17 protein-coding genes are annotated in these 21,533 nt (G+C 62.0%); 12 read left to right on the top strand and 5 right to left on the bottom strand.

Translation table 11 applies throughout. The features are described from left to right. The first annotated feature begins 231 nt into the window (after positions 1 to 231). The 5 genes from BUE39_RS11250 (at position 232) to BUE39_RS11230 (ending at position 9,446) form a co-directional block, all read left to right on the top strand. Positions 232 to 2,832 carry an FHA domain-containing protein gene (locus BUE39_RS11250; protein WP_073428818.1) on the top strand — a complete coding sequence of 867 codons (2,601 nt, stop codon included), beginning with the start codon at positions 232 to 234 and terminating at the stop codon, positions 2,830 to 2,832. Beyond that, a complete protein-coding gene (locus BUE39_RS11245) occupies positions 2,810 to 4,183 on the top strand; it encodes an HlyD family efflux transporter periplasmic adaptor subunit (protein WP_073428735.1) in 1,374 nt (457 codons plus the stop codon). Before BUE39_RS11250 ends, BUE39_RS11245 begins: the two co-directional genes overlap by 23 nt. Before the next feature lie 37 nt (positions 4,184 to 4,220). Further along, positions 4,221 to 4,973: a peptidylprolyl isomerase gene (locus BUE39_RS11240; protein WP_073428734.1), complete on the top strand. Its 753-nt coding sequence runs from the start codon at positions 4,221 to 4,223 to the stop codon at positions 4,971 to 4,973. A gap of 61 nt (positions 4,974 to 5,034) precedes the next feature. Continuing rightward, positions 5,035 to 8,091: a peptidase domain-containing ABC transporter gene (locus tag BUE39_RS11235; protein ID WP_073428733.1), complete on the top strand. Its 3,057-nt coding sequence runs from the start codon at positions 5,035 to 5,037 to the stop codon at positions 8,089 to 8,091. After that, positions 8,091 to 9,446 carry a sigma-54 interaction domain-containing protein gene (locus BUE39_RS11230; RefSeq protein WP_073428732.1) on the top strand — a complete coding sequence of 452 codons (1,356 nt, stop codon included), beginning with the start codon at positions 8,091 to 8,093 and terminating at the stop codon, positions 9,444 to 9,446. Before BUE39_RS11235 ends, BUE39_RS11230 begins: the two co-directional genes overlap by 1 nt. An 18-nt stretch (positions 9,447 to 9,464) precedes the next feature. On the opposite strand, the gene BUE39_RS11225 is transcribed toward BUE39_RS11230, so the two are convergent. Together BUE39_RS11225 and BUE39_RS11220 are read right to left on the bottom strand one after the other, a co-directional pair. Beyond that, positions 9,465 to 10,235 (bottom strand): PP2C family protein-serine/threonine phosphatase, encoded by a 771-nt coding sequence (locus tag BUE39_RS11225; RefSeq protein ID WP_073428731.1) that lies wholly within the window; start codon positions 10,233 to 10,235, stop codon positions 9,465 to 9,467. A gap of 5 nt (positions 10,236 to 10,240) precedes the next feature. Further along, entirely contained in the window at positions 10,241 to 10,528 is a 288-nt protein-coding gene (locus BUE39_RS11220; RefSeq protein WP_073428730.1) for a hypothetical protein, read from the bottom strand. A 459-nt stretch (positions 10,529 to 10,987) separates the two neighbouring features. On the opposite strand from BUE39_RS11220, the gene BUE39_RS11215 reads away from it, so the two are divergent. After that, positions 10,988 to 11,485 carry a lecithin retinol acyltransferase family protein gene (locus BUE39_RS11215; RefSeq protein WP_073428729.1) on the top strand — a complete coding sequence of 166 codons (498 nt, stop codon included), beginning with the start codon at positions 10,988 to 10,990 and terminating at the stop codon, positions 11,483 to 11,485. Positions 11,486 to 11,531: 46 nt separating this feature from the next. Continuing rightward, positions 11,532 to 11,786: a hypothetical protein gene (locus BUE39_RS11210; RefSeq protein WP_073428728.1), complete on the top strand. Its 255-nt coding sequence runs from the start codon at positions 11,532 to 11,534 to the stop codon at positions 11,784 to 11,786. Here the strand turns inward: BUE39_RS11210 and BUE39_RS11205 are convergent. Continuing rightward, positions 11,783 to 12,700: a LysR family transcriptional regulator gene (locus BUE39_RS11205; protein ID WP_073428727.1), complete on the bottom strand. Its 918-nt coding sequence runs from the start codon at positions 12,698 to 12,700 to the stop codon at positions 11,783 to 11,785. The two genes, BUE39_RS11210 and BUE39_RS11205, sit on opposite strands and share 4 nt — an antisense overlap. Before the next feature lie 99 nt (positions 12,701 to 12,799). Here BUE39_RS11205 and bla point away from each other — a divergent pair, with 99 nt between their 5' ends. Beyond that, positions 12,800 to 13,741 carry a class A beta-lactamase gene (bla, locus tag BUE39_RS11200; protein WP_073428726.1) on the top strand — a complete coding sequence of 314 codons (942 nt, stop codon included), beginning with the start codon at positions 12,800 to 12,802 and terminating at the stop codon, positions 13,739 to 13,741. 112 nt (positions 13,742 to 13,853) lie between these two features. Here the strand turns inward: bla and BUE39_RS11195 are convergent, their stop codons facing one another. Further along, a complete protein-coding gene (locus BUE39_RS11195) occupies positions 13,854 to 14,243 on the bottom strand; it encodes a hypothetical protein (protein WP_073428725.1) in 390 nt (129 codons plus the stop codon). 119 nt (positions 14,244 to 14,362) lie between these two features. Next, a complete protein-coding gene (locus tag BUE39_RS11190) occupies positions 14,363 to 15,331 on the bottom strand; it encodes a LysR family transcriptional regulator (RefSeq protein WP_073428724.1) in 969 nt (322 codons plus the stop codon). 296 nt (positions 15,332 to 15,627) lie between these two features. Here BUE39_RS11190 and oxlT point away from each other — a divergent pair, with 296 nt between their 5' ends. From oxlT to frc, 4 genes are all read left to right on the top strand, one after another. After that, on the top strand, positions 15,628 to 16,935 hold the full coding sequence (gene oxlT / locus BUE39_RS11185; RefSeq protein WP_073428723.1) for an oxalate/formate MFS antiporter: 1,308 nt from the start codon (positions 15,628 to 15,630) through the stop codon (positions 16,933 to 16,935). A 353-nt stretch (positions 16,936 to 17,288) separates the two neighbouring features. Further along, a complete protein-coding gene (locus BUE39_RS11180; RefSeq protein WP_073428722.1) occupies positions 17,289 to 18,005 on the top strand; it encodes a GntR family transcriptional regulator in 717 nt (238 codons plus the stop codon). 401 nt (positions 18,006 to 18,406) lie between these two features. Next, the gene (oxc, locus tag BUE39_RS11175; RefSeq protein WP_073428721.1) at positions 18,407 to 20,149 is read left to right on the top strand and encodes an oxalyl-CoA decarboxylase; all 1,743 of its coding nucleotides are present in this window, start codon (positions 18,407 to 18,409) and stop codon (positions 20,147 to 20,149) included. Positions 20,150 to 20,174: 25 nt separating this feature from the next. Then, positions 20,175 to 21,425 carry a formyl-CoA transferase gene (gene frc / locus BUE39_RS11170; protein ID WP_073428720.1) on the top strand — a complete coding sequence of 417 codons (1,251 nt, stop codon included), beginning with the start codon at positions 20,175 to 20,177 and terminating at the stop codon, positions 21,423 to 21,425. The last annotated feature ends 108 nt before the right edge of the window (positions 21,426 to 21,533 follow it).

The following is a 21,533-nucleotide window of genomic DNA, read 5'->3' as shown; positions in this document are numbered from 1 at the left end:
GAGCCGACCCGCGATGCGGCGCGCAGCGAGAGCATGTCGGCTCGATGTGGCGCGCTCGTCGCTTTGATCAACCACATTCGAAATTGACTCTTGCGATGCGTGACTTACAATCATTGAGGGGCCGAATTGTGTTCGGCTCACACCAACAACATTGTCTTTTCGCCGTCGTCCCTTATTCCGTTTTCGCCGCGTTCCTCACGCAGCGCGAAGACGATTAGCGATCCGCATAAAATGGCCGCCGGCGAAGCTCCGATTGCTGAGATGCGCGCGACAGTAGACGCTGCGTTCGACGTGGTGTTGTCGCCGGTTGCGTGCGCGCAGCGTCCGCCGCTCGACGCGATCCGTATCGTCGACAGTCTGTTCGCGATCGGCCGCAGCGAGGCGCCGTTCACCGACTACCCCACCGAACGGATCGCGCGCCTGTCCCGCCGCCATGCGCGGGTTTTCACGGAGCATGGCGCGGTATACGTCGCCGACCTCGGCAGCAAGAACGGCACGACGTTGAACGGCAACGCCGTGCGGCAAACACCGGCCCGCGTGCGCGCCGGCGACGAATTGTGCTTCGGCGGCGAACTCTGCTACAGGGTAGGCATCGAGCCGCGCGCGCGCATCGTGGCGGCGGCAAGTTCAGCGCCCGTGCCCGGCTTGCTGCTCGTGCCGCAGCGTGACGATCTCGGGCTGCAACCGGTCGAGGTGCATGCGTTTCCGTTCCTCGTCAGCAAGGCCGATGAGATCTTCTCGCGCTATAAAGAGCGCTACCCGCATCAGGTCAATTACATCTCGCGGCGTCACGCGCACATCTTCATGAAGGGCGGCGAGCTGTACGTCGAGGATCTCGGCAGCACCAACGGTACGTTCGTTGGCGGAAGACGCCTGGACGAATCGGCCGTGCCGCTGGCGGAAGGCGACGTCGTTGCATTTGGCGGCGACCACTTCGTCTACAGGGTGTCGCTGCACAAAGCGCCTGAAGTCGAGCCCACCGTGACCCAGCTATTGCTCAACCCGGCCGTCGAAGAAGCTGCCGATGCCGACAAGACAACATTCGTCGGCGCGGCGCATTCGTTCCTCGATATCTTTTGCGTGGACCCAGGGCTACAGCGCGAGGACGAAGTCAACGAGGCGGCGCAGTCCGTCTCCGCGCATGCGAAGCGTGACGCGCCGACCGGCGCCGCGCGAGGGGCGCACGGCACGAATGGCGCCCACGATGCCAAAAGCCCAGGTGGCGCGAACGTAGCGAACAGCGCGCACGCTGGAAAAGGCGCAACGCGGCGCTGGCGCCTGCTGACGGGCGAACTCGCCAAGGCGTTCGCCGGCAGCGATCGGGCGATGCTGAAGCGCATCGCGGGATGGGGCGGCGTGGGCGTCGTCGTGCTGCTGGCGATATCGGCGGCGCTGTACATGCGCGGATCGTCGGAGCGGGAATTGAAGAACCTGCTGGCGAGCGGCGACTACACCAGCGCGGTGGCGGCGGCGAACGGCTATCTCGCGAGCCATCCGGCGGACACGAAAATCAGCGCGCTCGCGAGCGAGGCGCTGCTGAAGGCGAAGCTCCCCGCCTGGCTGAACACACTGCAAAAGGCGCAGTTCGACGGGGCCGACGCACAGTTGAAGCAGATGAGATCGTTGAGCGCGAACAATGCGGACGCCGCATCCCTCGTCGGCGAATTGCAATGGGTGGCCGATCTCGAACGCTTCGTCGCCGGGCGCGGCGGCGTGGATGCGCCTATCCGCATGTACGCGGACGAGGCCGTCATTAGCGGCCTGCTGCAACGCTGGGAAGACGACGCGAAGAACCATCAGCGCACGCTCGACCGGATCGCCTCATACGTGCCCGTGTTCGCGGAGCCGTACGCGCAGGCGCTGAGCCATCTGCGCAAACTGGAAAGCGACGATTCGGTGTACCTCCCCGCCATCGACCGCTTGAACGGAACGATCCGCACCGAACTGGCGCGCGACAAACCCGATGCGCTGCCGCCTGTGCTCGACGATTATGCGCAGCGCTATCCGCGTCTCGCGGGGCTCGACCGCTTGCGCGAGGACTTGCGCGTCTACACCGACTTGCTGAACGCGGCGGTCAGCCGTCAACTGACACCCCTGCTCGCGATGTTGAAGAAGGCTCGCTTCAGCACACCGCCGTTTCAGGCGCAGTTCGAGCAACTGTCGGCAAGCCGGCTGCCTTCAGCGGATGTCATTGCGCGTCATGACGCGGTGAGCGCAGCGTGGCAGCGCGGCGACGCACAGCAGGCATTGAACGGCTTGCAGGCGATGCCCGCCAGTCAGTGGTCGGACGTGCTCGCGGCGGAACTGTCACACAAGAAAGCGCTGCTCGATCAATTCGCGGACTTGCAGAAAACGCGCGGCGGCAAGGATTACGACCAGCGCTTGCTGTCGTTTTACGCGAGTCTCGATCCGACGGCGGACGCGTGGTTCGTGCAGTCGATCCAGAAAGACGTCGCAGCATTGCACGACAAAGCGCTGGCTCGCGCGCAAGACCTGCTGCTGCGCGCACAAAGTCTGTGGAAGCAATACCGCGCGAGTGGTTCGATTGGCGGCACGCAACGGCTCGAAGCGGGGATTTCGCCGGGTTTCCGCAATGAGGCGCGTCTGCTTTCGGAGGCGCAGGCCGCGGCGCAGCAAGGCATGCGCATCTACACGCAACTGAAGGCCGACCACCCCGCCGACTTCGACCGCCTGCTGGCGGACGTCGAAGCCGAAACGAATTTGCAGCGCCGTTCACTGACGGAACTGCGCATGGTGCTGGACCCCGGACTGTTGAAGGCGAAGCTGGCGTTGATCGGAGGCGAGCAGAGTGAAACGCGACAGTCACCCTAGACCGTTGTCGGAGGCGCTGGAGGATCACAGCGTCGAAGGCATCGCCATTCTCACCGCCGAACCGGTGCGGCTCGCGCGCGCGCTGATCTGGGCGATGGTCGCGCTGGTGCTGGCCGGCTTGCTGTGGTCGTTCGTGGGGCGCGCGGACGTGATCGTCAGCGCCCAGGGCACGTTGTCGCCGGAATCGGAAGTGCGCCGCATCTATGCGCCGATCGACGGCGAACTGGCCGACCTGTATATCGCCGAGGGCCAACCGGTGTCGAAAGGCGACGTGCTGGCGCGGCTGAATGCGCGCGGCGCGATCGAGGCGGCCAGCAACGCGCTGCAAGCGCAGTTGAAACTCGAGGACGCCGAGCGCGACTGGAAACAGTTTCCCGAGAAGAAGGCGCTCATGGAGCGCAAGGCGGCCGCGCTGAAAGCGCAGTTGGAAGTGGAGGCGCGCCAGCACGAAAACCGTCTCTCCGAAGGCACGACCAAGCTCGCCGAAGGACAGAAGGCCGAGCTCGACGAAGCGCGCAGCGTGCTCGACAACGCTCGCCGCACGCGCGAGGCGGCGCGTCAGGAACTGGACCGCTACTCGCGGTTATTCGCGCAGCCAGGCGGTGGCGGCATCGCCGAATTGCAGGTGGAGCAGAAACGCACCGCCGCGATGGAAGCGGACAACGCGTACCGGGTCGCGCAATCGAAACTCGCGGAACTGGATTTCCGCCTGAGCCATCAATACGCGCAGGCCAACGCGCAACTCGAAACCAGCGGCCAGCAAACCGTCGATCTGCAACTTCAATATGACGCGGCGGTGCGCGACATCACCGACGCGCAAGACAAGCTGCGTCTGCAATTGCAAACGGCGCGCCTCGTGTCGGAAGCCGCCGCGCGAATTCGCTTCGAGAACATCGACAAGGACAATTTTCTGCTGATTCTCGCGCCGGTCGCGGGCGTCATCACCGACGTCACGTCGACGCAGCGCGGCGACAAGATCCAGGCGAACGCGCCGCTCGGCGGCATTGCGCCGAAAGACGCGCGGCCCGTGCTGAAGATCGAGATCGCCGAACACGACCGGGCCTTTTTGCACGAAGGTTTGCCGGTCAAGCTGAAATTCAATGCGTTTCCGTACCAGCGTTATGGCTTGATCAGCGGCACGCTCGCCTATATTTCGCCGGCCACCAAGCCGTCCTTGCAGGACAAGCAGCCGGTGTACGAAGGCCGCGTCACACTCGAAAAGAACTACTACCAGATCGCCGACACGCGTTATCCGTTGCGCTACGGCATGACGGCCAGCGCGGAGATCGTGGTGCGCGAGCGCCGCCTGATCGATCTGGGTCTCGATCCGTTCAGACAGGTTGCGGGTTGACCGCGCGGATCACACGTCAATTAAAGGAGCGGATGACATGACCGAGATAGTGCGAATCGATGATGAGGTGGTGTGCGTGGGCGAATTCATCCGTCTTTTGAAATTGACCGGCCAGTTCGAGAGCCTCATCGAACAGATCGTGCGCGACAAGCTCACGGTGCATGCGGCAAAAAAGCAGGGCATTGCCGTGAGCGCGGAAGAAATCCAGGAGCGCGCCGATCAGTTTCGCCGCGTGCGCGGCTTGCATCGCGCGACGGATATGAATCAGTACCTCGATGCGCTGAATGTGAGTCTCGATGAATTCGAGGCGTTCATTACCGACGGGCTGTATCAGGAGAAGATGCTCGACCAGGTCGGCAACGAGGCGGCGATCAGGGATTACTTCGCGCTGAACTCGCCGAAGTTCGATGCGATCGAGGTGAGCCACATCGTGCTCGACAGCGAGGGCAAGGCGAAGGAAATGATCTCGTATCTGCGCGACGATCCCGATAGTTTCGCCGACATGGCGCGCGAGCATTCCATTGCGGATACGCGCGAAGCGGGCGGCGTGATCGGCAAGGTGCTGCGCGGCTCGCTGAAGCCGGATATCGAGGCGAAGATTTTCAACGCGGCGGTGGGCGATCTGCTTGGGCCGTTTCCGTCGGCGGATCGCTCGTGCTTCGAGATTTTCGCCGTGACCGCCAAGTACCCGGCCACGCTCGATGCGGACGTCGCCTCGGAGGTGAAGCGGCTGTTGCGCGAAAGCTGGCTGATCGCGCGCGCCCAGGAACACGTGATCGAAGCGCGCTAGCCGATCCGCGCGCTTTTTAAACAACGACGCAACGCAAAGCCGAATCGAGGTCCGCAAGCACATGGATGCACCCCAGACCGCGCCCTCCGCCGCGGAGTTTCTCACCTCGGTGGAAATTCTCTCGCCGTTTTCGCGCGACGAAATCGAGCGTCTTGCCGAATATGCGCAGGCGCGCTTCTATTCGTTCGGCGAAACCGTGTGCTCCGCGGGCGAGACGGCCGATGGCCTGTACGTGGTTCGCTCGGGTTCCGTGCGCATCTTCACCGAGGAACACGGCAAGGAAACCAGCATGGGCGTGCGCAAGGCCGGCGAGATTTTCGCCGACATCGCGATGTTGCGCGCCTATGTTCACGAAGCGTCGGTGCGGGCGTCCGCGAAAACCGAGTTGCTGTTCATTCCGCGCGCCGCGATCGAACCGGTGATGGCGGGCAATCCCGCCGCGCTGGCGTTTGTCGCCAGCTATGTGGCGATCAATTCGGCGGGCGGCTTCGTCGCGCAGTTATTCGACTTGCGCGGCAAACTGAACAAGGCGGAACTCGAAGAGTATGTGCGCAGTGTCGGCGTGAAACGGGTGTCCGCGGGCAAGGAGATTCTCAAGCAGGACGGACGCGACGACCGGCGGCTCTACGTGGTGCGGCAAGGCGAAGTGCGCATCGTCCGTCATGAGGAAGGCCACGACTACACGCTCGCCACGCTCGGCGAAGGCGAGATTTTTGGCGAGAAGGCGTGTTTGATGCGCCAGGAGCAGATGGCCTCGGTGGTGGCGAGCACCGATACGCGCTTGCTGGTGATTCCCGAGCGCACGGTTCATTTCATTCTCGAACGCAATCCGAAACTGCGCGAAGTACTGGACGAGCGGATTCGTTACGGCGACCGCGAATTGCAGCGGCAAAAGCGGCTCGAACAGCGGCGCAAGCTGCCGCTGATGCTCGATCTGCAAAGCAAGCCGGAATTCGGCGAGAAGGTGATCAAGCGTTTTGCGCTGGTCGAGCAGGCCGAGGAAATGGATTGCGGCGCCGCCTGCCTTGCCATGGTGTGCCGGCACTACAACATTCCGATGACGCTCGGCAAACTGCGCGAGCTCGCCAATGTGACGACTCAGGGCGCGACGCTCGACAGTCTCGCGCGCGCGGGCGAATCGCTCGGCTTCACGGCGCGCGGCGTGCAGTGCACGTTCGATTCGTTGCGCGGCTTCGATCTGCCGTTCATCGTGCATTGGGAGGGTTACCACTACGTCGTGGTGTACGGTCTCTCGAAGGAATACGTATGGGTGGCCGACCCGGCGATCGGCTTCAGAAAAATGGCCGTTGAGGATTTCGAGCGCGGCTGGAGCGGGACGTGTCTGCTGTTTACCGGCGGGCCGCATCTGCTGCAAATGTCGGCCTCGCGTTCGCCGTGGATACGCTTTGTCGGTTACCTCAGGCCGTACAAAAAGATTCTGGGTCATCTGTTTCTCGCCACGTTCGTGATTCAGGTACTCGGCGTGATTCCGCCGCTGATCATCCAGAACATTCTGGACGGCGTGATCGTGCATCAGAACGTGAGCCTGCTGCATCTGCTGATAGGCGGCTTGATCATCGCCAACGTATTTTCGCAACTGATGTCGACGATTCGCGCATATCTCGCGAACTTCATGGTGCGCAACATGGACTTCGCGATGATGTCGCAGTTCTTCAAGCACACCATGTCGCTGTCGTTTTCGTTCTTCGCGAAGCGCAAGACCGGCGACATCTTCGCGCGCTTCCAGGAAAACCAGACTATTCGGGCGTTCCTGACCGAATCCACGGTGACGACCGCGTTGAATCTGCTGATGGTGTTCATCTACTTCACGATCATGTTCGTCTACAACGTGAAGATGACGCTGGTATTGATCGCATTCGTCATTCCGATCATGGCGCTGACCTTGCTCGCCACGCCGAAGATCAAGAACTATGCGCGCGAGGTGTTCACCGCGTCGACCGATTCGAAGTCGTTCCTGATGGAAGCTTTAGCGGGCGTTGAGACAATCAAGGGCATGGGTATCGAGCGGCCAGTGCGATTGCGCTGGGAGAAGAAGTACGCGAAAGCGCTGGAAGTGCAATACCGCGCGCACGCCTTCAATATTCTCGTCGGACTCGGCAGCCAGTTGCTGAATGCGGCGACGACGATTGCGATTCTCTGGGTCGGCGCGAATCTGGTACTCGCGCGCGAAATGACGATCGGCCAGTTGATCGCGTTCAATGCGTTCATGGGCAGTGTGCTGGGTCCGCTGATGGGACTCGTCGGCTTATGGAGCATGCTGAACGACGCGGGTGTGGCGATGGAGCGCTTGGGCGACGTGCTCGACATCGAGCCCGAGCAAAAGCCGCAGGACTTGCCTTCGCGCGTGATGCTGCCGGAACTGCAAGGCGAAATCAGCTTCAGCGGCGTCTATTTCCGTTACGGCGACAACGATTCGGCCTACGTGCTGGAAAACATCAGCTTCGACATCAAGCCCGGCGAGCTGGTGGCGATCGTCGGACGCAGCGGTTCGGGCAAGACGACGCTCGCCAAATTGCTGGTCGGCTTCTACACGCCGAGCGAGGGCAAGATGAGCATCGACGGCTACGATCTCGGCGTGGTCGATAAAAGTTATTACCGCGCGCAGATCGGCTATGTGATGCAGAGCAATCTGCTCTTTTCCGGCACGATCGCGGAGAACATCGCGAGCGGCGACGATTCACCCGACCGGCGCCGCATCGAGGAAGTCGCGAAGATGGCCGACGCGCATGCGTTTATCAGCAAGATGCCGCTCGGCTACGAGCAGATCGTCGGCGAACGCGGAATCGGTTTGTCCGGCGGACAGATTCAGCGGCTGTGCATTGCGCGCGCGCTGTATCACGATCCGCGTCTACTCGTATTCGACGAAGCCACCTCCGCGCTGGATTCGCAATCGGAAAGCAATATCCTCGGCAATATGCACGACATTCTGAAGGGCCGCACGGCTGTGATCATCGCGCATCGGCTCAGCACCATCATGCGGGCGGACAAGATTCTCGTGCTATACGAAGGCGCAATCGTGGAGCAGGGCCGTCACGAGGAACTGATTCAACGCGGCGGCATGTATTACCAACTGGTCCAGAAACAGTTGAGTGCATGATGATGAAGATACTCGACCAGATCGAAGAGGCCAGCCCCGCGATTTCGTACGCGGGCCTGATCGAGCGGATCGAGATTTTGCGCTCGACGCTGCGCTGGTCGTCGCGGCTGGAGCGCGCCGATATCGACAAGCTGCTCAGGCAAGCCACTTCGCTGCGCGACGAGGTCATGCAGCTTTCGCACAAGGAGCGCTTCGTGCAAGCGGCGGTGGCCGCCGAACCCGAGGAGCGTGTCGACCAGTCGCGCGGCGCGCGCAGGAAGGCGCTGCTCGAACGCAGTTTTATTTTCGAAGGGACGTTCGGCGACAATCCGCGCCTGCTCGAATCGCTCGAAATCGCAGAGAAAGCCGCGCCCACCGATTTGCCGGTGTTGATCGACGGCGAAAGCGGCACCGGCAAGGAGTTGATGGCGAAAGTGATTCACGCGAACGGCTCGCGTTCGGACAAGCCGTTCATCTCCGTGAACTGCGGCGCGATTCCTGACAATCTGCTGGAGTCGGAGTTGTTCGGGCATCGCAAGGGTGCGTTCACGGGTGCCTCGAATGACCGCAAGGGCAAATTCGAAAGCGCGCATACGGGTACGATCTTTCTCGACGAAATCGGCGAGTTGCCGTTGGCTGGCCAAGTGAAATTGCTGCGCGTGTTGGAAGCGCACGAGATTCAACGCGTGGGCTCCGACGAAACGATTGCCGTCGATACGCGCATTGTCGCGGCGACCAATCGCAATCTGCGGCAGCTCAGCGAAGAGGGAAAATTTCGCGAGGACCTGTTCTACCGGCTCAGCGTGATCCACGTTACGTTGCCGCCGCTGCGCGAGCGTCGTGACGAAATACCGCTGCTGATCGCATGGTTCGGCGACGAGGCCGCCGGCACGTTGAAGCGCCGGCCCGTGCGATTAACCCCGCGTCTGCGCGACTTCCTGCTGAATTATGCGTACCCCGGCAATATCCGCGAACTGCGCAACGTGATGTATCGCGTGTCGTGCCTCGCGGGCGACATGGCGGATGTCGATCATCTGCCGGTGGATATGCGGCCCACGGCGCCGGGTTCGGCTGCTGCTCTGTCGAATGCGTCGGCGGCCGGTCAGCAGCCGATCAGCGTGGCGAATCTGATGTCGTTGAGCGATGCCAAACGTGCCGCCAGCGACGACGCCGAAAAAGCCTTTCTCGAACGCGGCCTTCGCGAAGTGAGCGGCACCGTGGCCGAACTGGCGCGGCGCATCGACATGAACCGCTCGCACTTGCAGATGCTGCTGAAGAAGCACGGCCTGCATTCGAAGGACTTTCGCAATCGGAACATGCCGCCTACAGGCAGGAACGGCGTTGATGAAGGCGACGAGGAAGACAGCGAGAGTTGAAGCCTGGAAGCGGCGCATTCAAGGCGCGGGATTCAACAAGGTTTTGTCGGATGCATACGGATCTTCGGCCCGCACCACGACGGCGGTGATGTTGTCGCGGCCGCCTCGCGCGAGCGCCAGATCGACCAGTTCCTCGCAGGCGTTTTCACACGCCGCCGCCGTCAGCACCGCCAGCATTTCGTCGTCGCTGACCTCGTTGCTCAGACCGTCGCTGCATAACAGAAAGACATCGCCGTCCGCGACTTCGATCACGTCGTCGTCGAGTTCCAGCAGGTCGGTGGCGCCCACCGCGCGCGTGATCATATGCTGCGCCGGATGATGCCGCGCCTCTTCGTCGGTGATGACGCCGAGCGACTTCAGCGCTTCCACCTGGCTATGATCGCGCGTCAATTGCCGCAAGCGCCCTTCGCGATAAAGATAGAGGCGGCTGTCGCCGGCCCAGACATAGGCGCAGAAGCGGTCGCACGCAAGCAGCACGACAACCGTGCTGCCGATGCGCTGCACCTGGCGGCGCGCGGCTTCGTCGCGCAACTGGCGGTTGGCCTTTTGCAGCCGCGTGCGCGCGTCGGCGACGAAGCTCTTCATGCTGAGCGGCGGCGCGAGCCGGCTTAGCGAATCGATCACGAGCCGGCTCGCCAGATCGCCAACCGCGTGACCGCCCATGCCATCGGCGACGGCCCAGCGTCCGAGTTCGGGCTGGTCGAGGCAGGCGTCTTCGTTGATTTCACGAATGCGTCCCGCGTCGGAACGCGCGGACGACGTCCAGCGAAATTGGCTCGCGCAGGTCACAACGGCTACACCATATCGTTTCTACTGCGGGCGTCGGGAGAAACCGTGATGTTCGAGTTCGCGCCGGTGTTGCGGACGTCGACCGACTGGAACTGGTTGATCATCTGGTTAGCATAGAAGTTGTTGGAGACCTCGTACAGGTTGACGACCGGCCCGATGCTAGGCGTTTCCCGCACATAGGGTTGAATCCAGCCGTATACCCACGGTGCACCGCCGCCGCCGCGAATTGCCGCCATCGCCTTGCGGTCGAGCGCGAGGTTCACTGAGAGGTCGCTTACTGTAATCGAAGCCATGTCGTTCTCCGGTTGCCGCGTGCGCAACGCGCGCGGTCTAAATGGATCTGAGCATGATGGTGCAAGTGCCATGCCAATTCGCGGCTCGCGTTCCCCCGTTTTCGCAACACGTTGATGGCAAGGCGATTGCGCGCGCCGACGCACGCCGCGCAGGGTCATGGCGGCGTTCACAGGTTGGCCTGTAGCCAACACGATCCAACTCGAAGCGGTGCGACACCCAACACATTCAGGCGACTCGCGGCTTGTCATCCATAGACGAAAAGCGCCGACGCCGATTGCAATGGATGATCGACGTTCGCCAACACATCGGCGCGAATTCTGTCGGCTTGCAACCCACACCCGGCTCGCCCTGAGCGCGTCATTCTCTCTCTCAGTCCTTTAAATCAAGGCTTTCCGGCGCATGGCCCGGATGATGCAAATAACCTCGCAACAGTGTTGGAAATCGAAGCGAGGCCAGCCATGAACACCGATCTTCTTCAGACGAGCAGCGAAGGCGGCGATGAATCGACCATCGACCTGCCGATCGGCGCGCACCTCGTCACGCAACGGCGCGGTTACGAACACCACGGCATTTATGTGGGCAATGGCCGCGTGGTGCATTACTCGGGCTTCGCAGGTTCGGCGCATCGCGGCCCGGTCGAGGAAGTGGAATTGGAACGCTTCGCCGCCGGTCATCCGCTGGCGGTGCGCGCCGCGCCGAGCGCTCGCTACGTCGGCGATGAAGCGGTGCGCCGTGCGCGCTCCCGTCTCGGCGAAAACCACTATCGCCTGCTGACCAATAACTGCGAGCACTTCTGCGCGTGGTGCCTGCTCGGCGAAAGCCGTAGCGAACAGGTGCATTGCTGCTTGCGGCATCCGCGCGTTGGCGTGCTCGCGCTGGTGTGTCTCGTGAAGGCTTTTGTCGAAAGTGGAGCGAAGGGCACTCACGGTGCTCCGGTTGCCGCTCAGTTGATGTGAACCAGCAGGAAAGCATTCAGGCATTCAACGATTCAAGGAGAACGTCATGTCAGCAGCGGAAAAAACCTTGCACTGGGCCGTCGACAAATGGCTCGCACCGACCCCCTCGATGCCCGCGCGCGTCGTGCAGTTTTGCCACCGCGCTTCGCAACATCAGCGTTACGTTTGCGTGGAAGCGCTGCGGCCGGGCGGCTTGCTGTCGATCTTCTTCTTTCGCCATGACGACGGTTCGTGGAACGTGTTCCCGCCGCAAGCCGAGCGGCCTGCAATGAACGGCCATCTGCGCAGGGCGCTTGCCTAAGCGCTTTGCGGGTATTGCGGGGTTTGCCGGGTTTGCCGGGTTTGTCCACCCGAGGCCGCTTCCCCGACGATCCACTGACTGAACTGCAGCATGGCCGGCGTCATCGGTTTGCCCTTCAATCCTGTGAGCCAGTAACTGCCTGCATGCACTTCCACCTCGAAGGGGCGCACTAGCCGCCCGGTGTTGATCTCGTGATCGAACATCAACGCGGGCGCGAGTGCGATACCCGCTCCCTGCATCGCCGCTTCCACCATCAGCCGCGACGAATCGAACACGGGTCCGCGAATCGGCCGCGGCGGAATGCCGGCTGCGGTGAACCAGCTCATCCAGTCGTCGGCGCGATAGGAACGCAGCAAGGTTTCGTTGATGAGGTCCTCCGGCGCCGATAGACGCGCGGCGATTTCAGGCGTGCACAGCAGCGCGAGCGGCGCATCGAGCAGCCGGGTCGCGAGCGAGCCGGGCCACGTGCCGTCGCCGAAGCGGATCGCGAAGTCGAGGCCCTCGGTGGCGAGGTCGACCCGATTGTTATTCGTCAGCAGCCGCAATTCGACGAACGGATGCGCGTCGCGAAACGATTTGAGGCGCGGCATCAGCCAGCCCACCGCGAACGTGCCGACCACGCCGACCGTCAATACTTCGTGAAAGTGGCCGCCTTCGAAGCGCTTGAGCACGGCCTCGATGCGATCGAACGCGTCGGTGAGGACCGGGCGCAGCGCGAGTCCTTCGTCGGTCATCGCGAGGCCGCGCGGCAGGCGCTTGAAGAGCGCGGTGCCCAGGCGCTCTTCCAACATTCTGACCTGCTGGCTGACGGCCGCCTGGGTGACGTTCAGTTCAAACGCGGCGCGCGTGAAGCTCAAATGCCGCGCGGACGATTCGAAGGCGCGCAGCGCGTTCAACGGGAGGTAAGGTCTCATGGCGAAGGCATAAGATTTTCTTGTGGGTCGGCTAACTTATCATCGTTTGTCAGCGGCTCGCGGAAAACCGATAGTTGCGGCTCACACAAGGAGCGGCAAATGATAACCAGACGGAAATTCGCGGGTGCATTGCTGGGTGCGTCGATAGCTGGGGTTGCGGTTGGCAGTGCCGGCGCGTTCGCGAAAGTGGTGAAGACAGGCGCGACGGCGCCGGGGCGTGGCTTGGCCAAGGCGGATGTGATTCGTCAACGGCTCAAGGACATCGAGGCGGAAAGTGGTGGGCGACTGGGCGTGTCGATTGTCGATACGACGTCGGGCTTGAATGCCGGCTTGCGCACCGATGAACGCTTTCCGATGTGCAGCACCTTCAAATTGCTGGCGGCGGCGGCCGTGCTGGCACGCACGGATCGCGGGCAGGAGGATTTGCAGCGGCGCATCGTGTTCTCTCAACGCGATCTCGTGTCGTATTCGCCGGCCACGAGCCAACACATCCGCGAGCGTACCGGTGAGGCCGGCATGAGCGTCGCGCAATTGTGCAAGGCGGCGATCACGCTCAGCGACAACACGGCGGCCAATCTGTTGCTCGCGAGCATGGGCGGTCCGGCGGGATTGACGGCATTCGCGCGCAGTCTGGGCGACGGCATCACGCGGCTCGATCGCAACGAGCCGACCTTGAACGAAGCCATTCCCGGCGATCCGCGCGACACGACCACGCCCAACGCGATGCTCGGCAATCTGCGCGAGCTTGTGTTGGGCGAGCGTTTGTCGTCGTCGTCGAAGGCGCAATTGCTGGCGTGGCTCGCCGCCAACGAGACGGGCGGCGCACGGATTCGCGCGAAGCTGCCGAAGGATTGGGGCGTCGGCGACAAAACCGGCACGGGCGATCGCGGCACCGCGAACGACGTGGCGATTCTGTGGCCGCCGGGACGCGGTCCGGTTCTCGTGGCCGTCTATCTGACCGAAACGAGCGGCAATGCGGCGCGCTGCAATGCGGCGATTGCGAATGTGGGCGCGCTGGTGGTGGCGTCGGTTCAGGCTTGACGGGCGAACGGGCCTATCAGGCGCGCAGCGAACGTGCTTGCTTTAGACGGCCCGACGCAAGCAGCACGCGGTTCCGTGCTGATGAGCCAATGTGCGCCAGCGCGCGCTGCCGTTAAACGCCCGCCAGCGCCGGCAGTTCCACGCCGTACGACAGGTGCTCGCGACGGTTGGTCGTTTGTGACGGACGTGTCGCGTGGTTCACATGCTGTGCGTTTTCGACTCGCGTCGCGAGGCACGCCGGATAGCGCGCGTTCTTTTTCTCGAGAATCGCGCGGCTCAGAAACTCCGCGCTGTACGCATTCAGCAAATGGGCATGGTGCGCTTCGATGTAAGCGGCGATCCGCGCCTGCTCGCCGTCGATTGCGGCCAGCGACGTCAGCGTGTGGGCGTCCCAACGAAAGCGCAGGCCGAGTTCATCGAAAGCGGTGTTATAGGCGCACAGTTGCGCCTGGATGTCGGCATCGAGCGCGCTGTCGTGAGCGTCGAATTGAGAGGGGTTCATGATCGTCTCCTTCAGACAGGTGGCATGAACCCAGAATAAAAGCGACGGCGAATAAACAACAGTTAAAGTTATTGTGAATGACGATAGTGTTTTGTTTATGCAGCCCGAAATGCACGCCCCTAAACCGTCGCCCTCAAGATACTTTCGGACTGCCCATGCAGCAGGTCTGCGTCGATGTGAGTGATCTGGGCGATGCGCGCCGCGCCTTCGCTGATCAGAAAGTCCTTGAACGCCGCGGCCACCGGCGGCAAGCGCTTGTTCTTGCGATGCACCACGTACCAGTCGAGCATCAGGGGAAAGCCGACCACATCCAGCACCGCGAGATTGCCGACCTGCAATTCGAGGCTGATGGTATGCGCGGACAGAAACGCGAGACCCATGCCGGCAATCACGGCCTGCTTGATCGTCTCGGTGCTGCGGATTTCCATGGCGATGTTGAGGCGCCCCATGCCGCCGGCAAAACCCTCTTCCATTGAATGCCAGGTGTCCGAGCCCTTCTCGCGAACAATGAACGGCTCCTTGCAGAGTGTCGAAAGCGCAATGCGCTTCTTGCCGACCAGCGGATGCCTGGGCGGCGCAACGATGACATAAGGATGCGGCGCGAACGATTCGTTGCGCGTGTCGAGATCGAGCGGCGGACGCACCATGATCGCCAGATCGGTCAGGTTGTGCGTGAGTTGTTGCAGCAGTCCCTCGCGATTGTGCACCGCGAGATTGAGTCGCACGCCTTCATTGCGCCGCGTGAATTCGCCTAACAGGCGCGGGAAAAAATAATCGCCCGCGCTGATTACCGCGATGTTGAGCTGACCGCCCGCGATGCCTTGCAAGCGGCCCATCGCACCGTCCATTTCCCGGAACTGTTCGATGATCGAGCGCGCGTAGTGAAGCATTTCCGAGCCCGCCGGCGTCAGATAGATTTTTTTGCCGAGTTGCTCGAATAGCGCGAGACCGGCATGCTCTTCGAGTTGCTTGACCTGGGTGGAGACGGCGGGCTGCGTGAGGCACAGTTCATCGGCGGCACGCGAAAAACTCAGGTGCCGGGCGACCGTCTCGAAGATCTTCAGTTGGCGCAGCGTCGCGTTTCTCATGGACGTTACTCAGTAAGGGCAAACCCCACGTATTAGGGATACCTAATGCAAACCATAAAATGTTTTAACTTTCGCTGATTGCTGTTCTCGCGCAGCATGCCTTCAGACCTGCTGCCCGCGCAACTCTTTTATTCCAGTCGCCGCGCGGTCAACGGGGACAAGGGTTTTCATCAATGCAATTCCTCTGGCCGACCATTGGCGTCTCATCGCAGCAGATCAAACGGCGATGAGGCAATTCGATCAGTCAGTCCAACGCGCCGATCGAGCGCGACGGAATCCACAGGAGAGACGGAGACATGGGATATCCCAACGTAGCCCAGCGAGGCACCGCGCCATTCACGCATAACCGCTGGGTGCAACTGGCAATCGGCATCGTGTGCATGGGGCTGGTCGCGAATCTGCAATATGCGTGGACGCTGTTCGTCGTACCAATGGACAACGCGCACCATTGGGGCCAGGCCGCGATTCAGACGGCGTTCACCATTTTCATCGTCACGGAAACGTGGCTCGTGCCCGTTGAAGGATGGCTCGTCGACAAGTTCGGGCCGCGCCCCGTTGTGATCGGCGGCTCGTTGTGCGCGGCGCTAGGCTGGATCATCGACGCGCATGCAAGCAGTCTCACCGAGCTTTACGTCGCGGCGGTGATCGCCGGTATCGGCGCAGGTTGCGTGTACGGCACCTGTGTCGGCACGGCGCTCAAATGGTTTCCCGACAAGCGCGGTCTCGCGGCCGGCTTGACCGCGGCGGGTTTCGGCGCGGGCGCGGCCGTCACCGTGATTCCGATCGCCAACATGATTCAGCGCTCGGGCTACGAGCACACGTTCATGTTCTTCGGCATTTTCCAGGGCGTCTGCATTTTGCTGCTCGCCACCATGCTGATACGCCCGAAGCCGCCTGCAACGGCAGTCGCGGCCAAGCGCGTGGTCGCCACCAAGATCGACTACACGCCCGGCCAGATGATCCGTTCGCCGCTCTTCTGGGTGCTGTATCTGATGTTCGTGTTCGTTGCCGCCGGCGGCATCATCGCGACCGCGCAGCTTGGACCCATCGCGAAGGAATACGGCTTTGCCAAGCTGCCTGTCAGTTTGATGGGCATCACGCTGCCGCTGTTGACGATGACGCTGTCGATCGACAATCTGTGCAACGGCTTCACGCGTCCGTTGTGCGGTTTTCTGTCGGACCGAATCGGCCGCGAAAACACGATGTTCATGATCTTTCTCGGCGAAGGCGTCGCGCTGCTCGGGCTGATGGAATTCGGCCATAACCCGTACGCGTTCATGTTCTTCGCGGCCGCCGTGTTCCTGTGCTGGGGCGAGATCTTCTCGATCTTCCCGGCGACCTGCGCGGACACGTTCGGCAGTAAATACGCCGCCGCTAACGCGGGCACGCTTTACACCGCGAAGGGCACTGCGTCGATGCTGGTGCCGATCGCCTCGGTGTTGTCGGCGAACGGCGGGTGGAGCACGGTGTTCATTTCGGCGGCGGTGGTGTCGATCGCGGCGGCCGTGTCTGCGAAATTCATCCTCGCGCCAATGAGAAAGCGCTGGATCGAGAACAGTTCCAGCGCGTCGGCCAGCGTGGTCGTCGCGGAAGCGCGGTCGTAGCCATTGGCTGCTCTCGCCTGGGTCAACGCGTGAGCCTGTAGTCGCTCGCTCACGATTCAACGGAAGGTGATGTCCCATCGTGGCGTGAGCTGCGGCGGCGACAACACACCCTCCACGGCGTTATTCGACAGCGCCGCGTCGCGACCTTTGCAGCTTCGCCTGCAAGGGTCGCTTTCCGCATTCCCTCTTCATATAGGTAAAGCGCGGGCCGCGCGGCATCCGCACGTCTGTCGATACGCGTGGATCGCACTCACTAGACTTATGTAGATATGTGATATATGGTATATAAAAAGCCCAATGAGTAGCACAGGTGCCCCGGACAACGGCCACCTTGAACCTGGAAAGCACTGTCAATGGCTGATACGCAAACCGATGTTCGCCCAATGGCGTTGCCATTGACGCTCGAGCCGATCAACGCGACGGCTTCGCTGCGCGACCAGGCCTACGCAAAGCTGAAGCAGGCGATTGCCGAAGCCGACATCTATCGCTCGCGCGAAGAGATCCGGCTCGACGAAAGAGAATTGACGGAGGCGCTCGGCGTAAGCCGCACGCCGGTTCGCGAAGCGATGACGCTGCTCGAACAGGAAGGTTTTCTGCGCACGGTGCCGCGCCGCGGCATCTACATTCAGCGCAAGACGAAGAAAGAGATCGTCGACATGATCTACATGTGGGCGGCGCTCGAAAGCATGGCCGCGCGCCTGGCGACGCGGCGCGCATCGGAGAGCGAGATTGCCGGTCTCAGGCGCATGTTCGATGACTTCCGCGATACCACGCCGGCCGAGCATATCGACGAGTATTCGGAAGCGAACATCGCGTTTCATCAGGCGATCGTGCAGCTCTCGCAATCGCAGATTCTGCTCGACACGATGAAGAATCTGTTCGTACACGTCCGCGCGATCCGCAAAATGACTATTTCGCAAAGCAACCGGGCATCGCGCTCGATTGTCGATCACATGCGCATTATCGAGGCGTTGGAGCGGCGCGATACCGAGTTGGTCGAGAGCCTCGTGCGCCAGCATTCGCTCGAGCTGGCGGCGTTTGTCGAGGCCAACTGCGATTTCCTCGACTGAGCTTCCGGCTGGTTGGTGGGGCGGCGTAGCCGCTAGCTGTATCAAGCCAGCAGTCGGCACGTACCTATAAGAATCCCTGAAGAGCATCCCTAAAGGCACTGTCACGCGTCGAGCGTTGCGGTGCTTTTTTGCGTCCACGGGCATGGCGTACCCCGCGACCAACGCAGCCTGCAAATTCCTTTCATCCGGCGCTCGCCCGCCGGCGCTACAGAGAAAAACGCCGTCTTTGTGGTTTGTGCAATGCAAACCTTCTACCCCGAATACGCCTTAAATCCAGACCTCGCGTACAAGCTGCAATGCAGCAATCCCATCTCTTCCGCAAAATAGGCTTGAACTAATACTGTGTGTGGAATATTGTATATCACGAACCACACAACGCCCCGTCACGGAGGAGAGACGTCATGGCAGAAGCCGACAGCACGACAGTAGAAGAGACATTGAAACAACAGGCGACCGAGACGACCGACGGATTCCATCTCGTCATCGACGCGCTGAAACTGAACGACATCGACACCATCTTTGGCCTGGTCGGTATCCCCATCACCGATCTCGCACGGCTCGCGCAAGCGGAAGGCATGCGCTTCATCGGCTTTCGTCATGAACAGCACGCGGGCAACGCGGCGGCGATCGCCGGCTTCATGACGCAGAAGCCGGGCATCTGTTTGACGGTGTCGGCGCCGGGCTTTCTGAACGGCCTCACGGCGCTCGCCAACGCGACGACCAACTGCTTCCCGATGATCCTGATCAGCGGTTCGAGCGAGCGTGAAATCGTCGATCTGCAGCAAGGCGATTACGAGGAAATGGACCAGTTGAATGCGGCCAAGCCTTACGCGAAGGCCGCCTATCGGGTGCTGCACGCGGAAGACATCGGCGTCGGCGTGGCGCGCGCGATTCGCGCCGCGGTGTCCGGGCGTCCCGGCGGCGTGTATCTCGACCTGCCGGCCAAGCTGCTCGCGCAAACGCTCGATGCGGTGAAGGCCCAGCAGTCGCTGATCAAAGTGGTCGACGCCGCGCCGCGCCAATTGCCGGCGCCTGACTCGGTCAAGCGCGCGATCGATGTGTTGAAGAGCGCGAAGCGTCCGCTGATCTTGCTCGGCAAGGGCGCGGCCTACGCGCAGGCCGACGCGGAGATTCGCGCGTTCGTCGAGCAAAGCGGCATTCCGTATCTGCCGATGTCGATGGCCAAGGGCCTGTTGCCGGATACGCACGAGCAATCGGCGTCGGCGGCGCGCTCGTTCGTCCTGCTGGAAGCGGACGTGGTCGTGCTGATCGGCGCGCGCCTGAACTGGCTGCTCTCGCATGGCAAGGGCAAGACGTGGGGCGCGGAGCCGAAGAAGTTCGTGCAGGTGGATATTTCGCCGACCGAAATCGACAGCAACGTCGCGATTGCCGCGCCGGTGATCGGCGACATCGGCTCCTGCGTGGCGGCGCTGCGCGCCGGGCTCGATGCGGGCTTCAGGAAGCCGGGCACGGAATGGACGGGCGCGATCGCCGAACGCAAGAACAAGAATCTCGCGAAGATGGCCGCGACGCTCGACAAGAATCCGTCGCCGATGAATTTCCACAGCGCGTTGCGGGCGATCCGCGATGTGCTGAAGACGCGCCCCGACATCAACGTCGTCAACGAAGGCGCGAATACGCTCGACTACGCGCGCAGCATCATCGACATGTACGAGCCGCGCAAGCGCTTCGATTCGGGCACGTGGGGAATCATGGGCATCGGCATGGGCTTCGCGATCGGCGCGGCGGTGACGAGCGGCAAGCAGGTCGTCGCGATCGAAGGCGACAGCGCGTTCGGCTTCAGCGGCATGGAACTCGAAACCATCTGCCGTTACGACTTGCCGGTTTGCACGATCGTGTTCAACAACAACGGCGTGTATCGCGGCACCGACGTGAACCCCACCGGGGGCAAGGACGTCGCGCCGACCGTGTTCGTGAAGGGCGCGCGCTACGACAAGATGATCGAGGCATTCGGCGGTATCGGCCACAACGCCACCACGCCGGAAGAACTGACGAAGGCGCTGCTCGAGGCGATCGCATCGGGCAAGCCGACCTTGATCAATGCCGTCATCGATGAAGCGGCGGGTACCGAAAGCGGCCGCCTGACGAATCTGAATCCGCAAAGCGCGGCGATGAAAAAGTAACCCAGAGCAACCACGGAGATACAAAGTGACCAAACCTCTCGAAGGCATCAAGATCATCGACTTCACCCACGTCCAGGCCGGTCCCGCGTGCACGCAGTTGCTTGCCTGGTTCGGAGCCGACGTGATCAAGGTTGAAAGGCCGGGTTCCGGCGACGTGACGCGCAACCAGTTGCGCGACATTCCCGACGCCGACGCGTTGTACTTCACGATGCTCAACAGCAACAAGAAGTCGTTGACGCTGGACACGAAGAAACCCGAGGGCAAGGAGATCCTCGAAAAGCTCGTCCGCGAATCGGACGTGCTGGTCGAAAACTTCGGCCCCGGCGCATTGGACCGCATGGGCTTTTCGTGGGAACGCCTGAACGAACTCAATCCGAAGATGATCGTGGCTTCGGTGAAGGGCTTCAGCGACGGCCATCATTACGACGATCTGAAGGTCTACGAAAACGTCGCGCAATGCGCGGGCGGCGCGGCGTCGACCACCGGCTTCTGGGACGGTCCGCCGACCATCAGCGCCGCGGCGCTGGGCGACAGCAACACCGGCATGCATCTGGCAATCGGCATCCTGACCGCGCTGATCGGCCGCGACAAAACCGGCAAGGGCCAGAAGGTCGCGGTGTCGATGCAGGACAGCGTGCTGAACCTGTGCCGCGTGAAGTTGCGCGACCAGCAGCGTCTCGAACGCGTGGGCTATCTCGAGGAATATCCGCAATATCCGCACGGCGAATTCAGCGACGTGGTGCCGCGCGGCGGCAATGCGGGCGGCGGCGGCCAGCCGGGCTGGGTGCTCAAGTGCAAGGGCTGGGAAACCGATCCGAACGCGTACATCTACTTCACGATCCAGGGCCATGCATGGGAGCCGATCTGCAGGGCAATCGGCAAACCCGAGTGGATCGACGATCCGGCCTACAAGACCGCTGAAGCGCGTCAACCGCATATCTTCGATATCTTCGGCACCATCGAAACCTGGCTCGCCGACAAGACCAAGTTCGAAGCGGTCGACATCCTGCGCAAGTTCGACATTCCCTGCGCGCCGGTGCTGACGATGAAGGAACTGGCGAACGATCCGTCGCTGCGCGCGAGCGGCACGATCGTCGAGGTGCCGCACAAGAAACGCGGCACGTATCTGACGGTCGGCAGCCCGATCAAGTTCTCGGACCTGAAGCCGGAAGTCACCGCGTCGCCGCTGCTCGGCGAACACACCGACGAAGTGCTGGCGAGCCTTGGCTACAGCCAGCAGGAAATCTTCAATCTGCGCGAAGTGAAAGCGGTTTAACGGTGTCACGCAGGGCCGGCTTCATGCCGGCGCCTGGCGGATACGGCGTCTGTCGCGGACGCCGTATCCGGCTCAACGATCAGCGTCATAACTTGTGAGGGGAGCGCC

The organism is Paraburkholderia terricola (genome assembly GCF_900142195.1).
GTDB classification, from domain to species: Bacteria; Pseudomonadota; Gammaproteobacteria; order Burkholderiales; family Burkholderiaceae; genus Paraburkholderia; species Paraburkholderia terricola.
Note: the sequence above shows the minus strand (reverse complement) of the source record. Positions and strands in the feature narration are given on the sequence as shown.

Coding starts and splice junctions, on each gene's coding strand:
- BUE39_RS11250 (WP_073428818.1), top strand. CDS start 232: ATGGCCGCCGGCGAAGCTCCGATTGCTGAGATGCGCGCGACAGTAGAC.
- BUE39_RS11240 (WP_073428734.1), top strand. CDS start 4,221: ATGACCGAGATAGTGCGAATCGATGATGAGGTGGTGTGCGTGGGCGAA.
- BUE39_RS11235 (WP_073428733.1), top strand. CDS start 5,035: ATGGATGCACCCCAGACCGCGCCCTCCGCCGCGGAGTTTCTCACCTCG.
- BUE39_RS11230 (WP_073428732.1), top strand. CDS start 8,091: ATGATGAAGATACTCGACCAGATCGAAGAGGCCAGCCCCGCGATTTCG.
- BUE39_RS11220 (WP_073428730.1), bottom strand. CDS start 10,528: ATGGCTTCGATTACAGTAAGCGACCTCTCAGTGAACCTCGCGCTCGAC.
- BUE39_RS11215 (WP_073428729.1), top strand. CDS start 10,988: ATGAACACCGATCTTCTTCAGACGAGCAGCGAAGGCGGCGATGAATCG.
- BUE39_RS11210 (WP_073428728.1), top strand. CDS start 11,532: ATGTCAGCAGCGGAAAAAACCTTGCACTGGGCCGTCGACAAATGGCTC.
- BUE39_RS11205 (WP_073428727.1), bottom strand. CDS start 12,700: ATGAGACCTTACCTCCCGTTGAACGCGCTGCGCGCCTTCGAATCGTCC.
- bla (WP_073428726.1), top strand. CDS start 12,800: ATGATAACCAGACGGAAATTCGCGGGTGCATTGCTGGGTGCGTCGATA.
- BUE39_RS11195 (WP_073428725.1), bottom strand. CDS start 14,243: ATGAACCCCTCTCAATTCGACGCTCACGACAGCGCGCTCGATGCCGAC.
- BUE39_RS11190 (WP_073428724.1), bottom strand. CDS start 15,331: ATGAGAAACGCGACGCTGCGCCAACTGAAGATCTTCGAGACGGTCGCC.
- oxlT (WP_073428723.1), top strand. CDS start 15,628: ATGGGATATCCCAACGTAGCCCAGCGAGGCACCGCGCCATTCACGCAT.
- BUE39_RS11180 (WP_073428722.1), top strand. CDS start 17,289: ATGGCTGATACGCAAACCGATGTTCGCCCAATGGCGTTGCCATTGACG.
- oxc (WP_073428721.1), top strand. CDS start 18,407: ATGGCAGAAGCCGACAGCACGACAGTAGAAGAGACATTGAAACAACAG.